General features: G+C 50.7%; 16 protein-coding genes. 5 read left to right on the top strand and 11 right to left on the bottom strand.

Annotated elements, in window-relative coordinates:
- Positions 1-133: 133 nt before the first annotated feature.
- The 4 genes from OCL06_RS11435 to OCL06_RS11420 form a co-directional block, all read right to left on the bottom strand.
- Positions 134-2,209 (bottom strand): putative bifunctional diguanylate cyclase/phosphodiesterase, encoded by a 2,076-nt coding sequence (locus tag OCL06_RS11435; RefSeq protein ID WP_262994635.1) that lies wholly within the window; start codon positions 2,207-2,209, stop codon positions 134-136.
- Between the two features lie 52 nt (positions 2,210-2,261).
- Positions 2,262-2,699, bottom strand: a complete 438-nt coding sequence (locus OCL06_RS11430; protein WP_262994633.1) for a tellurite resistance TerB family protein — start codon at positions 2,697-2,699, stop codon at positions 2,262-2,264.
- Between the two features lie 120 nt (positions 2,700-2,819).
- Positions 2,820-4,463 (bottom strand): fused response regulator/phosphatase, encoded by a 1,644-nt coding sequence (locus OCL06_RS11425; RefSeq protein ID WP_262994631.1) that lies wholly within the window; start codon positions 4,461-4,463, stop codon positions 2,820-2,822.
- 10 nt (positions 4,464-4,473) lie between these two features.
- A complete protein-coding gene (locus tag OCL06_RS11420; protein ID WP_262994628.1) occupies positions 4,474-4,779 on the bottom strand; it encodes an STAS domain-containing protein in 306 nt (101 codons plus the stop codon).
- Positions 4,780-4,935: 156 nt separating this feature from the next.
- Here OCL06_RS11420 and yciH point away from each other — a divergent pair, with 156 nt between their 5' ends.
- The 3 genes from yciH to pheA all read left to right on the top strand — a co-directional run bounded on the left by yciH (position 4,936) and on the right by pheA (position 7,532).
- Complete coding sequence (yciH, locus tag OCL06_RS11415; RefSeq protein WP_373318484.1) at positions 4,936-5,268, top strand: stress response translation initiation inhibitor YciH; 333 nt, start codon at positions 4,936-4,938, stop codon at positions 5,266-5,268.
- Positions 5,269-5,321: 53 nt separating this feature from the next.
- Positions 5,322-6,122, top strand: a complete 801-nt coding sequence (locus OCL06_RS11410) for a response regulator (RefSeq protein WP_262994625.1) — start codon at positions 5,322-5,324, stop codon at positions 6,120-6,122.
- Between the two features lie 228 nt (positions 6,123-6,350).
- On the top strand, positions 6,351-7,532 hold the full coding sequence (gene pheA / locus OCL06_RS11405; RefSeq protein ID WP_262994623.1) for a prephenate dehydratase: 1,182 nt from the start codon (positions 6,351-6,353) through the stop codon (positions 7,530-7,532).
- A 43-nt stretch (positions 7,533-7,575) separates the two neighbouring features.
- On the opposite strand, the gene OCL06_RS11400 is transcribed toward pheA, so the two are convergent.
- Positions 7,576-8,562 (bottom strand): zinc-dependent alcohol dehydrogenase family protein, encoded by a 987-nt coding sequence (locus tag OCL06_RS11400; protein ID WP_262994621.1) that lies wholly within the window; start codon positions 8,560-8,562, stop codon positions 7,576-7,578.
- Between the two features lie 95 nt (positions 8,563-8,657).
- On the opposite strand from OCL06_RS11400, the gene OCL06_RS11395 reads away from it, so the two are divergent.
- Positions 8,658-9,563 carry a LysR family transcriptional regulator gene (locus tag OCL06_RS11395; RefSeq protein ID WP_262994877.1) on the top strand — a complete coding sequence of 302 codons (906 nt, stop codon included), beginning with the start codon at positions 8,658-8,660 and terminating at the stop codon, positions 9,561-9,563.
- A gap of 8 nt (positions 9,564-9,571) precedes the next feature.
- On the opposite strand, the gene tyrA is transcribed toward OCL06_RS11395, so the two are convergent.
- Together tyrA and OCL06_RS11385 are read right to left on the bottom strand one after the other, a co-directional pair.
- Complete coding sequence (gene tyrA, locus OCL06_RS11390; protein ID WP_262994619.1) at positions 9,572-10,714, bottom strand: bifunctional chorismate mutase/prephenate dehydrogenase; 1,143 nt, start codon at positions 10,712-10,714, stop codon at positions 9,572-9,574.
- Positions 10,715-10,747: 33 nt separating this feature from the next.
- Positions 10,748-11,839 carry a 3-deoxy-7-phosphoheptulonate synthase gene (locus OCL06_RS11385; protein ID WP_262994617.1) on the bottom strand — a complete coding sequence of 364 codons (1,092 nt, stop codon included), beginning with the start codon at positions 11,837-11,839 and terminating at the stop codon, positions 10,748-10,750.
- Positions 11,840-12,355: 516 nt separating this feature from the next.
- Between OCL06_RS11385 and OCL06_RS11380 the strand changes: the two genes are divergently transcribed.
- The gene (locus OCL06_RS11380) at positions 12,356-14,917 is read left to right on the top strand and encodes a hybrid sensor histidine kinase/response regulator (protein WP_262994615.1); all 2,562 of its coding nucleotides are present in this window, start codon (positions 12,356-12,358) and stop codon (positions 14,915-14,917) included.
- Positions 14,918-15,006: 89 nt separating this feature from the next.
- Here the strand turns inward: OCL06_RS11380 and rplS are convergent, their stop codons facing one another.
- The 4 genes from rplS to rpsP are packed head-to-tail and all read right to left on the bottom strand — an operon-like array spanning position 15,007 to position 16,944.
- Positions 15,007-15,366: a 50S ribosomal protein L19 gene (rplS, locus tag OCL06_RS11375; RefSeq protein ID WP_262994875.1), complete on the bottom strand. Its 360-nt coding sequence runs from the start codon at positions 15,364-15,366 to the stop codon at positions 15,007-15,009.
- A gap of 17 nt (positions 15,367-15,383) precedes the next feature.
- On the bottom strand, positions 15,384-16,145 hold the full coding sequence (gene trmD, locus OCL06_RS11370; protein WP_262994613.1) for a tRNA (guanosine(37)-N1)-methyltransferase TrmD: 762 nt from the start codon (positions 16,143-16,145) through the stop codon (positions 15,384-15,386).
- Positions 16,146-16,667 carry a ribosome maturation factor RimM gene (rimM, locus tag OCL06_RS11365; RefSeq protein WP_262994611.1) on the bottom strand — a complete coding sequence of 174 codons (522 nt, stop codon included), beginning with the start codon at positions 16,665-16,667 and terminating at the stop codon, positions 16,146-16,148. It abuts the gene before it with no gap.
- A gap of 25 nt (positions 16,668-16,692) precedes the next feature.
- Complete coding sequence (gene rpsP, locus OCL06_RS11360) at positions 16,693-16,944, bottom strand: 30S ribosomal protein S16 (protein WP_262994609.1); 252 nt, start codon at positions 16,942-16,944, stop codon at positions 16,693-16,695.
- Positions 16,945-16,979 lie beyond the last annotated feature (35 nt).

Genomic DNA, 16,979 nt, shown 5'->3' with positions numbered 1-16,979 from the left:
TGCCAACATGAAAAAACACTTAATTTTTATGGCTTTAGAAATATATACCTACTGAGTAGCCGCTTGATTGTTGCAAATTAGCAACAATCAAGCGGCAGAATATGGGTAGTTCATGGGCGGGGGGATTGACGCGCTAAGCGTTGGCAGCTTCCCGTAAACGTTCGAAGCGCATCGGCAGTGAATGAAACTGAGACAGCGGGATGGGCTTGCTAAACAGGAACCCCTGAACATGATCACAGCCATGCTCTAGCAGATATTCCCATTGCCGATGATTTTCAATGCCTTCGGCGCAGATAGTCAGTGATAAACGCTTGGCCAGATCAATGATGGTGCCGGTCACCAGTCGACTGCGTTCGGAGGTTTCCAGTTCACGAATAAACTGGCGATCAATTTTGAGCGTGTCGATGCTGATTTGTGTCAGATAACTGAGCGAGGAATACCCGGTACCAAAATCGTCCAACGCAATGGCACAGCCCATATTACTGACCCGACGGAAAAATTTATTCGATAAGGCAAAGTTTTCCAAATATGCCGACTCAGTTACCTCAAACTCGATGTATTCCGGGTTCGTTCGATGGCGGGTAAACAGACTGTGGATGGCATCAAACAGGCCGCCATGACGTAAATCATGGCCAGACAGGTTAATAGACACCCGGAAGCGCTGCGCAATTTTTTCCTGCAGCATCGGCAACTCGATACACACCTGTTCGATAACCCACTGGGTAATAGCAGATATTTTCCCGCCCTGTTCGGCAATGGGTATGAACTCGCCCGGCATCACCATACCAAACTCAGGGTGCAGCCACCGGATGAGTGCTTCAAGGCCAATAATACGCCCGTCCCGGGCGATTTTAGGCTGATAATACAGCTGAAACTCATTGTTGGTGATCGCCTGGTCGATACTGTTGGCAATAGACAATTTTCGTTTATGGGATTCCACCATATCGGGAGTGAATACTGTGAACGTCCCACGCCCTCGTGCTTTAGAGCGGTACATGGCAAGATCTGCATTACTCATAAGCTGGCTCAGGTCATAGTCGGCTTCAGAAGCTTTGGCAATGCCCAGGCTGACACCTACCGTGAGGGCCAGACCGCGTAGTTGAAAGGGTTCTGAAAACGCCGTGATTACCCGGTTAGCCATGTTGGCAATACTGGCCTCTGAGGTATCCCGGTCCGGTAAGATAATAAACTCGTCTCCGCCCAGCCGGGCAATCAAGTCCCCTTCCCGCAACAGACTGGTTACCCGGTCTGCCACTTCAATCAGAATTAAGTCACCGGTTTCGTGACCCAGCGAGTCATTAATACCTTTAAACCCATCCAGGTCGAAGAACATCAATACTCTGTCGTCGCCGGCCCGGCGTGCCCGCGCCAGCTCCAGGCGCAGGTTATCCATCACAAACTGGCGGTTCGGCAGGCCCGTCAGACTGTCGTAATTCGCCAGACGCGTCATGGTTTGCTGCTGCTCGGTGAGGATCTGATTCTGCTCCTGATTAATTGTCAGTTCTGCTTCAATCATTTCCAGCAGGCTGTTGATACTGGTGCCCAGCTTACTGATTTCATTGTTATCGCCGGTACGAAAACGCATGGCATAGTCTTTACTGTCACTGACAGACTGGGTAAAGCGGGACAGTGCATACAGCGGATGTAATAGCCGGTTGAGAAAGAACAGGCCACTGCCAATAGTCAGGATAAGCACGGCCAGCACCAACGGCGAGGTTTGAAAGAGCAGTGTCCGCTTACTACGGGACACTGGCGTAGCGACATCGGTAACGACACGCAAATAACCACGTGCGAATACGGGATCACCAATGATATGTAAACTGACCAAGTTTCCGTCCTCGGCCATAAAACCCGCTGTCACCGGTTGTGACAGCGCAGATGGATTAATATTATTGTCTTGTCGCGCAGAATTGCCTGCCACACTGGTTAGCATGTTGCCATGGCGGTCATGCACGCTGGCGCTGACAATATTATCGTAAGCCTGTAACTGTCGCAGTACTAACTGCAACTCAGCCACCTTGCTCCCTTCGCCGATAACTTCCGACAGCTCTTCAGAAAGATTCGACGCCACCGCGTCGATATTGCTGCGCACCGCGTCAGTGTACAGATCTTCATGCTCGGATATCGTCAGCCACAGCACCATGGCGGTAGCAAAAACAACGGCTCCGCCCACCAGCATGCCTAACGGACTTTTAATTGATCGAAACACTGCTCTAACCCATTGTTATTATTTTTGTATTTAGAGCACGACCTGTTAATGATCAGGTATTCGTGACATCCAGTTTAGTCTTTATAAACTGACTGTGCGGCATATGCAACAGGTCAGCAATGCGCCGAATGGTATGTTCTTCAATCGGCGCTATGTCTTTGTCAGCATAAGCGACTTCCCACAGGCTCTTGAGAATAGCGCGCTTTTCATCGTTATCGCACTGCTCATTTACCACCTGGGTAAACTGCACCATATCCACCGCTTCTTCTGCGGTTTCACGGCCATCTTCCATCAGCGCACTTAACTCCTGCTCGGACAGCGAAAAGCGCGCTTCGAGCATGGCTTTATACGCCGCCAGCTCACGTTCGTCGGCGTGACGGTCGGCACGAATGATTTCACTCAGCAGCGCTGCAGTAGCCAGTTCAACCGACAGTTTGGGCTCCTGCTGAGACTTAGACTCAGTAAATAAATCGAGTACTTTCTTTAGCATGTTGATACCTGTGTATATTCAGCAATACTGATTGATAGCGCTGGTGAGAGAATTCGGATTAGCCGGATACGATTAACCCGCGATATTGCCGGCTTGATGGTAGGGTCAATTCAGGTGTTCTTACACTGTAAGAACCGCGCAGGTTTTGCGTCCGTTGTTCTCATGCCAGACACGGTCGCACAGCGCATCAATCAATAACAACCCACGCCCGTAAGCATCGTCTTGCTGATTCTTACGCACCGCGTCAACCTCGAACCCGTTTCCGGTGTCATCAACACACAACGAAAGCGTTTGTTGTTGCGGACAGAAGGCTATCGAGATTTGCACCTCACCGTCCTGCAACTCCGCCAGTCGGCTTTCCCGCAGGGCGTAATATTTAACAAAACCGTCCGGCGAGTTTTTCAGTGTGGAGTCAAGCTCAAGTAACCCGTGTTCGACCGCATTACTTAACATTTCAGTCAGAACCGTAAACAGGTCAGACCGTAGTCTGCCCAACCCTTGCTGGCTGTTTACCATTTCCAGCATGGGCGCAACGACATTATCGGCTTTAAGATCCTCAGCGGATAACGTGCAGCTAATAGCAAACGGCAGTGCACTGACATTGGCCGAGTGACGTAACCCGTCCAGCGATTGGCACCGATAGATGGCCAACGTCATGTCATCGTCAGGTGCGCGCCCCTGTAAATAATCTCTGGCCTGGGAGTACAGGGTGTGGGCACTCACGTCCGGCGCTTGCGTAAACCACGCGGCAACGCCTTCCTCGTTCAGCTGGTTGCCCTGGTTATCAGTGATCTCGATGATCCCGTCTGAATAGGCCATAAGCTGATCACCTTCTTCAGCTTCAAAAACATCGCAATGACTATCGAATTCATGTTCCTGAAGCACCCCAAGCGCCATATGCCGGGAGACAAAGCGGCGGATCTGACGCCCGCTGCGATTTTTCAGTACCAGCGCCGGCAAGCCACCGTTCCAGATAGTAAAGCGCTTGCCGCTTTCGCTGATTTCCACAATGCTGGCCGCGAAAAACATGTCGGCGGGGAGCAAGCTATACAGAGTTTGATTTAGCGTAAAAGCCATCTCTGATACGGCCAGACCTTTTGACGACATTGTTTGGAAGGCCCGGGTTACGGGCAACGCACCTATCGCAGAGGCCAGCCCGTGACCGGTAAAGTCGCCCAATAAAAAATATAGCCCCCCTTTCGGGCTTCTTTCACACAAAAACACATCACCGTTGAAGTCGGTGGCAGGCGCGACCACCACATCGAAATAGGCCTGTATTTCCGGTTTATTGACTATCGCATTGCCAAAGATATGTTCCACAATGGCGTGCTCACGCTCTACTTTTTGCTGGTGAACCCGCAGTTGCTGATTTTGTTCATCAATGCGTTTACTTAAGGTGCGGATGCGGTCGTGGGCGCGAATTTTTGCAGCAAGAATATGCCGGTCGAAGGGCTTGAGCATGAAATCATCCCCGCCGACTTCCAGACAGCGGATAATGCTGCGTTTATCATCCAGAGAGGTAATGAAAATTACCGGTAAATAGCCGCCCTCAGCCATCATTTTTAGTTTCGGAGCTACCTCGTAGCCATTCAGGCCCGGCATCATCACATCCAGCAACACCAGATCCGGCGGGTTTTCTTTCGCTAAACGCAGCGCCTGCTCCCCGCTCTCCGCTGACATGCAATCCCGGTAGCCTTCCTGCTCCAGCATGTTTACCAGTAACGTCCGGTTTATTGACTCATCGTCTACTACAAGAATACGCATGATTTATTTCTTAGCTAATATCAAATTTCTTGTCGAAGCGTGCAATCTTCAGCACCCGTGCGACCTGCATGCGACAGTGGGAAATACTATAGGTAAGATTGCGGTGACTGAGCGACTTTTGCATATTCAACAACATGCCAAGAGCCGAACTGTCCATATAATCGGTCGCCGCCAGATTTATCTCAACATGATGGACAGTCTCAGGCAGGCCATCGTAAGCGGCACGAAAATCCTGCGCTTTCACGTAGTCGAATTTGTCATCCATAATAATCACAAGCTTGTTACCGTCGTCACTGACGTTGGTGGAAATACTCATTGTGCGTCCTCGCGTGTAGTTGGTGGCTCTAAAGCTGTGTCCGATAACCGGCATGGCTAGTGTGAATCTATAACGGTGTTAATTTCAATGGCTTTCTTCTACTATAGGCAAAATATGCAGTAAAAGGCGGTCCTCTTGCCGTCTTGTTAAAAGGTGATAATGTCTATGCAAAATTCTCATCTTGTTTATACCACCGACAGTGGCAAAGTACAGCAGGACAAAGCCCCTGCCGCCCGCTCTGTAAGTGCCGATGGCGTGGTGCGTATTCATCGCGAAACCAAAGGCCGCAAGGGCAAAGGCGTGTCTATCATAGTCGGCCTTGATCTCGACCCCAAAGCCCTGAAAGCCCTCTGTACCACCCTGAAGAAAAAATGTGGCTGCGGCGGCGCGGTAAAAAACGGCACCCTGGAAATCCAAACTGATGACCGGGAAAAGCTTAAAGGGTTACTGGAAAGTGCAGGCTATATGGCCAAAATTGCCGGTGGCTGATTTATTTTCCCCGCCGAAGGGAAATGTTTAAACTACTACATTGAGTTATTGAAATGGAAAAGCTGTCAATTTCCGATCTGCACATTGTGCTTATCGAACCTTCAGATACCCAAAGAAAAATTATTACAACCTTGCTACTGAAGGAAAAAGTCAAAGAAATTGACCCGGTCAGTACGGTAGCAGAAGCTAAAGCTGCCCTACGTTCTCATGGTGCCGACCTGGTAGTCAGTGCTATGTATTTCGAAGACGGTACCGCACTGGATTTACTGAAATACATCAAGCAGTCACCAGACTTCGAAACCATTCCTTTTATGTTGGTTTCCAGTGAAAACCGGCTGGCCAAGCTTGAGGAATTCAAACAGGCCGGTGTAGCCGCCATTCTGCCCAAGCCCTTCGCCCCGTTACACTTGTCCCGAGCGCTTAACGCCAGTTTGGATTTAATAAACCATGACGAACTTGAACTGGAGCTGTTTGATGTTCAGGACGTACGTGTACTACTGGTGGACGACAGTAAACTGGCACGGAATCATATACGGCGGGTGCTGGAAGGCATGGGACTCAAGCGCATCAGAGAAGCCGAGAACGGTGCTATGGCGCTGACCTTTATTAAAGATGAACAGTTCGATCTGGTCGTCACTGACTATAATATGCCGGAAATGGATGGCCGTGAGTTGTCTGAATTTATCCGCTTCAATCCGGAAACCACCCATATTCCTATCATCATGGTAACGTCTGAGTCCGCGGACAGTGCGCACATGGCAAACATCCAGCAAACGGGTGTTAACGCACTGTGTGACAAGCCGTTCGAGCCTACTGAAGTCCGCGTGATGCTGGCTGCGCTGCTGGGCGAATAGCAGATTTGAGTATGCTTGCAATAGTGCCCCCTAAAAAGTTTCACATCAGCTGTAATAAAGAGTTGACACTATTACGGGCTAAGCATACAGTCGGATGCATGATGAAAAATATTCTGCGTGCACAGTTTACTTTTTTTACGCTCGTTAGCGACGCGTAGGGAGAGACGTTGTGTACGAAAAGCCTCCCACCGGGAGGTTTTTTTTTGCTGATTACCGGAGCGACACCCTATGCCTGATGATGCACTGGCCCAGGTCAGAGACCAAATTACCAAATTAGACAGTGAATTATTGCGCCTGCTGGCTGAACGACGCAAGCTGACCAATGAAGTAGCTGAAACCAAGATCCGGCATCACATTCCGGTCCGCGATGTTAAACGGGAAGAACAACTGCTGGTTAAGCTCATTAAGGAAGGCCAGAAAGCAGGCCTGGACGCACATTACGTCACTCAGCTTTTTCATGTGATTATTGAAGATTCGGTTTTGAATCAGCAAGCCATGCTGGCGGAACGGGCTAATCCCGGTAGTGCTCTGCCCCTCAACCGGGTAGCGTTTTTGGGCGATAAGGGCTCTTATTCTTATCTGGCCACACAGAAATACTTTTCCCGGCGACCGGGTGAGTTACTGGAGGTTGGCTGTCAGAGCTTCAGTGAAATCATCCATAAAGTGGAACACACCGAGGCAGATTATGCGGTGCTGCCTATCGAAAACACCACCTCAGGCAGTATCAACGAAGTTTATGATCAGCTGCAGCATACGCAGTTAAGTATTATCGGCGAGCTGACTCACCCCATTCGCCACACGTTATTAGTCGCAAAAGATACCAGTATCAGTAAAATCAGAACCCTGTACGCCCACCCTCAGGTATTTACTCAGTGCAGTCACTTTCTGGCCGAACTGGGCAATGTGGAAGTAAAAACCATCGACAGCACTTCATCGGCCATGCTCAAAGTCAGTGAGCTACAGCGGGATGATGTCGCCGCCATTGGCAGCGAGGCCGGCGGCAGCCTGTACGGACTCCTTGCTATCAAGTCTAACCTGGCAAACCAGAAAGAAAATCACAGCCGCTTTATTGTGGTCGCCCGGGATCCGGTGGTCGTACCGTTGCAGGTACCTGCCAAAACTACCCTGGTCATGTCTACCGTACAAAAACCCGGCGCCTTGGTTGAAGCCTTGATGGTATTGCGGGATAACCGCATCAATATGACCAAGCTTGAGTCCCGCCCAATCCCGGGGAATCCATGGGAAGAAATGTTCTATATTGATATGGAAGGGAACGTGCAGGACGGCCCTGTGCAAAAAGCGCTGGATGCCTTGCGCGCCATCACCCGGTACGTAAAAGTATTAGGATGCTACCCCAGTGAGGAAATCAGCCCCACCAAAGTGGCCGCGGCTAACGCCCTGTCAGAATAGTACGTAAAGCAGCGGGAGGTGGCAGAACGCCACCTCCTCAGCACTACACGCTGATGACCACCTTGCCCATCGCCTTGCCGCTTTCCAGTCGAGCATGCGCATCCCCTGCCTGTGCCAGCGTAAAACGTTTCTCGTCCAGTACCGGGGTCAGCTGCCCGGCTTCCACAATATCAGTAAGAGTGTTCAGGATGTCACCGTGTACGTCCCGCTGCACATTATGCAGCATGGGTATAAGCATAAACACGACATGCAGCGACAAGCCTTTAAAGTGCGCTTCTGACAGGTCCAGATCCACCATCGCCACCGTAGAGGCCACCTGCCCGTTAAGAGCTGCAGCTGCAAATGAATTGGCCATGTTCGCGCCACCGACTGAATCAAAGACCACATCAAAGCCCGCACCTTGCGTGTATTGCTCTACATAGTCCGACACTGAGTCTGTTTTGTAATTGATGGCAGTAGCCCCCAGCCTGTCAATCAGAGCAAGCTGCGCTTCCCCGCCGCCGGTAGAGTAAACGTCGGCGCCAAAGTGTTTGGCAAGTTGTAAAGCCACGTGCCCTACGCCGCCTGAGCCGCCATGCACTAATACCTTTTGCCCGGCTTTAATGCCAGCGCGAGTCAATCCCTCGTAGGCGGTGATCCCCACCAAAGGTAGGGCAGCGGCTTCTTCCATACTCAGATTAGCTGGCTTGCGTGCCACCAGTCGCGCATCTGCCGCGATGTACTCGGTGAGTGTGCCAGGCAAGTCGCCGAGCCCACCTGCACAACCATACACTTCATCGCCGGGCTTAAAGCCAGACACATTTTCACCCACTTCTTCTACCACTCCTGCGAAATCCATTCCGAGCAGCGCGGGCGCAGCCGGAGCCAGCGGTAATTCCGGCCCCATGCTGCGGATCATGGTGTCCACCGTATTCACGCTGGTAGCTTTAATCCGTACCAGTATATGACCGCTGGTGAGCGCTGGTTTCGAAATGTCTGACTGGGTAAAAACGTCAGGGCCGCCAAATTCATTAACTATCATTGCTTTCATACTGTTCTCCTCAATTACACTGCACACAGTATAACTACTTTCTTTTTGATGATAATGTAAGCTTATATAGAATCAGTTTTTACTTTTTATTGAAAATGAATCTAGAATACCTTGCGTTGTTTACCCGGGTAGCCAGTACTCACAATATCAGTCAGGCTGGTAAAGAACTGGGATTGTCACCGGCCGTGGCCAGCGCCCATTTGAATAAGCTGGAGCAGCAACTTGGTGTGCGGTTGATCCACCGAACCACACGCCGGGTGTCCCTGACGGAAGACGGACAGGCGTTCCTCCCCCATGCTTTAGATGTGCTGACCAGCGCTGAAACAGCGCGCGCCGCAGTGGGTGCGGGTAACCTTTCCCCACAGGGCAATTTACGCGTTACTGCGCCGGCGTCGTTTGGCAGAATGCACCTGATGTCGGCGCTGCCCGGATTTATGCAGCGCTACCCGGATCTGACCATTGAACTGCGTTTAAGCGACAGTATTGTGAACCTGGTAGAAGGCGGCTTTGATGTGGCCATTCGTGATGCGGCGCTGGAGGATTCCACGATGGTAGCCAGAAAACTGGCCAGTGATACACGGTTGCTGGTCGCGTCGCCAGGTTATCTTGAACAATGGGGAGAACCGGCGACACCGGCGTCCCTCAGCGAGCACCGCTGCGTGACCCTGGTGGGGATGGACACCTGGCAATTCAGGGACCGTACCGGCAACTACAGTGTTCAGGTGAATAGTCCGCTGCGCGCCGATAATGGTGAGGCGGTGCGCGACGCCTGCGCGGCAGGCCTGGGCATTACTGTCAGCTCACTGTGGTGCGCCTACCGCCACTTGCAACGGGGCGAGCTAGTACCGGTATTACAGGATCACTCGTTGGTGTCTGACACGGCAATTTGGGCGGTCTATCCCAGCTCGCGCTTGCTGGCGCCCAAAGTGCGTGTATTTATCGACTATCTGGCTGACTATTTTGGCGATACACCTTACTGGGAACAGCTTGCCCGGCAATAAATGGGAAATTATTTACGCAGTAACTTACCGTCGTCAGCTTTTAGCAGCAGCTGCTTGCTGTCACTTAAGCACATTTTTGCATAATCACCGAACCAGTCGCCAATTTCCTTAAACTGCTCAATAAAGGCTGTTTTATCGGCGGCTTCCAGCATATCAAGTGCCAGTCCAAAGCGCTGATGGAAACGGCGTAACAGCGCCACGTTTTGCGGGTTATTGAAAATAATATCGGCGTACAGTTCCGGGGGTTGCGCAAACAGGCGTCCCACCATGGCCAGCTCCAGCCGGTAAATGGGTGAGCTGAATACCGTCAGGGTATCCAGATCCGGGTCTTCCCCCTGCAGGTGTGCGCCATATACAAAGGTATTGAAGTGCCGCATCACCTGAATATAAGCCATAGCCTGATCGTGCTCTTCGGCACTGCTTTCATGCAAAGTAGCACCCCAAATTTGCATCTGGTCGAGTAGCCACTGGTAGTGGGGTTGCTGACGTCCATGGCAAACCACCACCACCTGCTTAATCATACCGGGCGCATCCGGTCCAAACATAGGGTGAAGACCAACCACCGGGCCACTGTGCACGTCGAGCATGGCGGTCAGCGGGCGGCTTTTGATACTGGTAATATCGGCCAGTATGCAGTGCTCCGGCAAAGTGGAAAGCTGTCCAATCACAGCTTCGGTCAGGTTAATCGGCACGGCCACAATAACCAGTGCGGCGCGCTTCAACATGTTTTCTGCGTGCCCGTTGCCCCAGTCCGCCTGCTCTACCACGTCAACGGCATAGCCACTGCGTTGAAACAAGCTTACAAAGACCTGGCCCAGCGCACCGCCCCCACCTACTACCACCACTCTGCCCGCGTCAGGGTTCACACACTGATAGCGGTTATTCTGGGTATGATAGGAGTCGCGCATGATACGGCGCATAAGATCTTCTGCCAGCTCCGGAGATACCCCGGCCTGTGTGGCCAGATCGCGAAGCTTGTTAATAAGCGCCGCTTCCCGCTCCGGTACGTAGACCGGCATACCGGTTTTCGCTTTTAATTCGCCAACCTGCCGGGTCAGTTCCGCCCGTTTCGCCAGAATATCGATCAGCCGGGCATCCAGCTGATCGATACCCGAGCGCAGCCCGTCCAGGTTTGTTGACTCAGTCGTCATAACGTATCGAGGTTCCTGTTGAGGCAACCAAAATCAGGCGACGTCAGAGCGTTTATCCTGACGCAAGGGTAACACAGTAATCAGTTTGTCCCGGGTCTGGGTGATCAGATTTTCCGTGGTCGTCCAGTCAATGCAGCCGTCTGTGACAGAGACGCCATATTCCAGCTCCTGCGGGGTCTTACCGTCGGCTTTCTGATTCCCCGATTTTAAATGGCTTTCCAGCATAATACCGATGATTGACTGGTTACCTTCGAGGATCTGGTTTACCACATTTTGTGCCACCAGCGGCTGACGGCGATAATCCTTACTGGAGTTGGCATGACTGCAATCTACTACCAGTCCTGCAGACAGTCCTGCCTGCGCCATTTCCTGCTCACTCTCAGAGACACACACAGAGTCGTAATTCGGCTGTTTGCCACCCCGCAGGATGATGTGACCATCCGGATTGCCACTGGTGGCAATGATACTTACCTGCCCTTGTTTGTTGATGCCCATGAAGCGGTGGCCCGAAGCTGCGGATTGCAACGCATTAATAGCGATGCCAAGGCTGCCGTCGGTGCCGTTTTTGAAGCCCACCGGCATTGACAGACCACTGGCCATTTCACGGTGAGTCTGTGATTCAGAGGTACGCGCACCAATGGCACTCCAGCTGAACAGCTCTGCCAGATACTGCGGGCTGATCGGATCCAGGGCTTCGGTTGCCACCGGTAGTTCCAGTTCAGCCAGCCAGATCAGCAGCTCCCGGGCTTTGCGTAGTCCGGTTTCAATATCGAAAGAGCCATCCAGATGCGGATCGTTAATCAACCCTTTCCAGCCGGTGGTGGTGCGTGGTTTTTCAAAATACACCCGCATAACAATAAACAGGGTATCTTTGCATGACTCGTGAAGCTCTTTTAAGCGTAACGCATACTCTTTCGCGGCATCCACATCATGAATTGAACACGGGCCACACACCACCAGCATCCGGTGGTCACGGCGATGAATAATATCGGAAATAATTGTGCGCGAGTCAGAGATGGCCTGTAAGGCCTTATCAGAAACCGGCAGCTCATTGGCGAGGGCTTCCGGCGTAACCAGCACATCTTCGGCGCTGATATGAATATTGTTAACGGTGTCCTTGATCATAATGCTCTCATTATTTGCAAACAGAGAAACTGACGCCTACCCAAAGCTACGCCAATATGTAAAAAAAAAGATACAACAAAGAAAACGGCCAAAGCCTGATAACTATTGACTTTTTAACAATAGGCTGGAGATCAGGCAAGACATTGTGAAGAATACTTTGTTCTAACACATGCTTAAAGGGTCTGCGCACGACAATTGGTTAAATGACACTGAAAATTCTGCTGTAGCTGGATACTTTTTGTTCGCCAGTTCACCTTGCAATCCCGGGGTTGACGATTAAACTTTCTTCACACACAACTAAAGTTGAATACTTTTCATGCACTTACTTACAGACTTTTATTCCGGAGTTTGCTAGCTTCAATGTCAGGCACTCTTGATCGTGTTTTAGCTATGTCACTTTATTTCATTTGCAACGGTTTGCCAGCATCCGGCGTCGGTACGTCGTGCATGGCCATTAGTATCGACTGATGTCAGCCACAGCAACTAACCAACGCCAGGTGGCGAAACGGACTTCTCATGGTTCTTCAGCGTAAATTCGCGCCCCGATTTCGCCAGTGCGCGCTGGCTCTGATAGTCTGGCTATGCAGTTTTTCGGTGCTGGCAGATGTAAGCCGACAGCTGGAGAGTTTTGAGCAGCGACTTGCCAGTGAAACCCCCATGCCCATCGGACAAATTACCGAAACATTGGCGATGTGGCTGGGTGATCCCGCCTACAGTCGCAATGAAAAAGCACAGATTGCAGCCGACTATGCCTGGTATATGATTACTCTAAACCAGGCTGCTGAGCCCGCATTAATTGAGCAACTAAGCCGCCTGGCCAGCCCCCCCGAATACGGACCGGCGATTAAAATGGGCCTGGCCCGTATGCACAGTATTAATGCGAATTACGAACAATCCTACAGCCTGTTTGAACAGGTGTTGGCCAATAAGAATATCAGTCCACGGTTACGGGCAGTGACTATTTCTTACCTGATGGTGACCAACAGTGAGAACCAGGCGTTCGCAACGAATGGCCAGCTCATCGACACGTTAAACGACTTATTGCGCAGTGAGGGGCTCACCGACCTCTGGCCACTTTATTACAACAAGGTGGCTGATTATTATCACTCTATCCAGCAACTGGATATTGCGCTGGAACATTATGCCGAGTCACTGGAGGGCGCCCGGGAAAATAAAGACTGGGTTTTGGTAAGTGACAACCTGTATGCCTCGGGCATCCTGTATCGCAACAAAGAGAATTATGGCGAGGCAATCCGCTATTTTGAGCAAGCACTGGATAACGACCGCAATATAGACATCAACTATTCTGAATACCTCGCACTGTATGGCATGGCCACCACTTACTTCCGTGCCGGGCAGCTTGATAAAGCCCTGACATTGTCTGACCGGGTGACCAGCCACCCCCTGACCTCGCCATTTTTTGATAGTGAAATTTACAAATGGAAAGCCAAAGCGTACCTTGAGCTCGGCGACCCTGATAAGGCCCGGGAAGCATTACAGGTTTCACGTCAGATGTTTGATCAGGACCGGCCCGAAGAGCAAACTACCTGGCGGGCTGAGCTTGAACAAATCGCAGCGTTTATTGCGGCCAGTGAAGGCAACTATAAAACCGCCTACGAGCAGTACACGCAATTTCATCAGGCTTACCTGGACGCCAAAAAGTACGACGATTTGGAGCTTATAGAAAGTTCACAACTGGTCTACCAGATTGAGCAGGAAAAAGCCAAAGCGAACATGCTTGAAGAAGAAAACCGGGCCATTTCCGAGTTGCTGGCAGCACAGGATGATGCCCGGGAGACTGAGCGGCAATTTAATCAGTGGCTGATTATTCTGGTAGCGCTGACCCTGGTGACGCTGGCAATTATTCTGATTCTCCTTAAGAAGTCCCGCCAGACAATGGCATTGAATGCCAAAGCACGTGATCAGGCACAGCTGCATAATCGTCTGAAATCAGAATTTATATCCAACATCAGTCATGAGATTCGCACACCGCTGAATGCCATTATTGGCTTTGGTCAGGTGCTTACCGAACAACTTCAAGACGCCCGGCACAAAAAACTCATTTATCAGGTCACCAATTCATCGGAAATGCTGCTGCAACTGATTAACGATCTGCTGGACTTCTCTAAAATTGAAGCCGGTAAGCTGGCACTGGACCCGGGCCCATACAACATTAAACGCAGCCTGAAAAAGCTCGGTGACATCTTCAGTGCTCAGGCCCAGGCCAAAGAGTTAAGCCTGGTATTTAAAATTGACCCGGAAACACCCAAATTATTGATTTTCGATGAGCTCAGGTTTAAGCAGGTGCTGGCTAATTTAATGAGCAACGCCATTAAATTCTCCGAACGCGGCAAAGTGGAAATAGGTGTGGTGACGGCCGGTATGACAGATACACACTGTCGCTTAAAAGTCTGGGTGAAAGACACAGGAATTGGGATCTCCGAAGAACAACAGCAGCGCCTCTTTCAGCCGTTCACACAGGCAGAAAGCTCTACTGCCCGGAAATTTGGCGGCTCCGGGCTTGGGCTACATATTTGTAATCAGCTGTTAGCCCTGATGGGCAGCGATATGCAGCTGGAAAGCGAGCCGGGCGTAGGCACTACCTTTTCATTTGAAGTTAACCTGCCCCGCACCCGGCAACAGGAAAAGTCGGCCCTGGAAGCTGACTACAGCACAGAGTTTTTATATACCCGGGTACTGCTGGTAGAAGATAACGACATTAACGTGGAAGTCTTGCAGGCAATGCTGAATACCACCAATCTGGATATCACCCGGGTTGAAAACGGTAAGCAAGCGTTGGATACGTTGGCCAACCATGAATTCGACATAATTTTAATGGATATTCAGATGCCGGAAATGGATGGCTATGAGGCGTCCCGCCGGATCCGGGAACAGCTGGCGCTGGATACGCCCATTCTGGCGCTGACTGCCAATGCCATGCAACAGGATATTGATGCCTGCCTCCAGGTGGGTATGGACGGTCACATCAGCAAGCCGATTCAGAAAAGTCATTTACTGGGAAGTCTGCAGCCCTTTCTTAACCCGCCGCAGAAAACTGCCAGCGTGCAAGGTGCTTAGCGCCTTATCCTCTCACCAACTCACAGACACAAAAAAGCCCGCAGATGCGGGCTTTTTCGAAGTTAACGATAACGCAAGTATTAGTAATCTTAGTTAAGCTTCTCTTTGATACGTGCAGATTTACCTGAACGCTCGCGAAGATAGTAAAGCTTAGCACGACGAACCGCACCACGACGTTTCACTTCAATAGAAGAGATGGCCGGGCTGTGTGTTTGGAAAACACGCTCAACGCCTTCGCCGCTAGAGATTTTACGAACTGTAAAAGACGAGTGAAGACCACGGTTACGCTTAGCGATAACAACACCTTCATAGGCCTGAAGACGCTCTTTGTCACCTTCGGTAACGCGAACTTTTACACTCACTGTGTCCCCTGGACCAAACTCAGGAACATCAGTTTTTAACTGTGCTTGTTCAATTTTTTTGATGATATCTTGACTGACTTTGCTCATCATTTCCTCTCATCTAGTTAACTGTCATCTTGCCGCAACTGTAACCTGAACTTATCAAGTAACTGCTGTTGCTCCTCAGTCAGAGCTAGGTGGTTAAATAACTCAGGGCGACGCTGCCAGGTTCTTCCCAGCGATTGCATGAGTCGCCACTGCCTGATTTTCTCGTGATCACCGCTTAATAACACCTCAGGAACCGCCTGACCCTCGAGCACTTCTGGTCGCGTATAATGCGGACAATCCAGAAGTCCGTCAGTAAAGGAATCTTCCACTGCGGAGGCTTTGTGACCCAGTACACCGGGCACTAACCGGGAAACGGCATCCATTAACACCATTGCCGGTAGCTCACCACCACTGAGAACGTAATCACCAATGGAGACTTCTTCGTCTACATGGGCATCGATTACACGCTCATCAATTCCTTCATAACGGCCGCAGATTAAAATCGTGCGGTCTGTCTCTGACAAGCGTTTAACGCCTGCCTGGTCCAGGGGCTTACCCTGTGGTGACAGATAAATCACCTTACTGTTTTCCCCGCCAACCTGTTTGGCTGCGGTTATGGCGTCAGTTAAAGGCTTAACCATCATTAACATGCCGGGACCGCCCCCATAGGGACGATCATCAACCGTGCGATGACGATCATGGGTAAAGTCTCGTGGGTTAAACGTATCTACACTGAGCAGCCCTGATTTCACAGCCCGCCCCGTTACACCCTGCTGGGTAAACGGCGCAAACATTTCCGGAAACAGGCTGACAATGCCAAACCATTTTTCCGCGGTCACTTAGAACCCCGGATCCCAGTCAACTGTTATGACCTTGCCTTCTTTATCGACCTCATGTACGACTTCGTCGAACACGAACGGCAATAATCTTTCTTTTTGACCAAACGCATCGCCCACATTTGCCCGTACCTGAAGTACGTCATTGGCACCTGTGTTAAATACGTCTTTCACCACACCGAGGTCGTAACCTTGCGTTGTTACCACCTTCATGCCGGTGAGCTCCCGCCAGTAATAACCTTCGTCACCTAAATCAGGTAACTGGTCGGCCAGAATACAGATATCCAGATTTTTGATGCGCTCGGCATCTTCTCTGGACTCAACACCCGTAATCTTTGCTACCAGGTTTTTACCGTTTGGTCGCCATTGGTCAATGCGGTATTCGGTATCGCCACTGATAAACCAGGGCTTATAATCGAAAATACCGGCCGGTGTTTCGGTATAGCTGTTTATCTTGACCCAACCTTTAACGCCATAAGGCGCACCGATTTTGCCAATTACTACCATGTCAGACGCTTGACTCATCTATACCCACCAGTTGCACGCTGCATTATGCAGCTGCTTTTTTAGCTTCTTTTACCAAGCTAGATACGCGATCAGAAAGTGTCGCGCCAACACCAACCCAGTGTTCAATACGCTCAAGGTCGATGCGCAGACGTTCTGCCTGACCTTGTGCTGTTGGGTTGAAGAAACCAACGTTTTCAATAAAACGACCGTTTCTTGCGCGACGGCTATCTGCCACCACTAGTTGATAAAATGGACGCTTTTTCGCGCCACCACGCTGTAAACGAATAGTAACCATGTATGCCTCAAACTCGTTGTAGCGTTACCGTTAAC

The sequence above is a fragment of the Alteromonas salexigens genome (assembly GCF_025628895.1).
Classification (GTDB): Bacteria; Pseudomonadota; Gammaproteobacteria; order Enterobacterales; family Alteromonadaceae; genus Alteromonas; species Alteromonas salexigens.
The sequence above is the reverse complement of the archived record's forward strand: the minus strand, read 5'-3'. Positions and strand labels throughout refer to the sequence as shown.